This window comes from Belnapia sp. AC561 (genome assembly GCF_979252845.1).
On record NZ_CEEDBP010000209.1, the window covers coordinates 1 to 276 of the forward strand.

Consider the following 276-nt stretch of genomic DNA (forward strand, 5'->3'; position numbering starts at 1 on the left):
GAGCGAGAAGGTTTCGCCGTTCGAAACCGTGGCCACCATCAAAGTACCGGCGCAGGATTTCGACAGCACCGAACAAACCCTCGCCTGCGATAACCAGTCGTTCAACCCGTGGCACGCACTGCCCGAGCACCGGCCATTAGGCGGCATCAACCGCTTGCGCAAAGCGGTGTACGAGGCAGTGAGCGCCTACCGCCACGAACGCAACAACCCGAAGTAAACCCGCGCCCACCGTTCTCAGCCGTGCATCGGCGGGAGAACGGTGGGCCGGAATAACCG

The 276-nt window shown here is 62.3% G+C and carries 1 pseudogene; it reads left to right on the top strand.

The features are described from left to right. Nucleotides 1–217, top strand: a pseudogene (locus AC0IW9_RS30790) (catalase); the annotation flags it as partial. Between the last annotated feature and the right edge of the window lie 59 nt (nucleotides 218–276).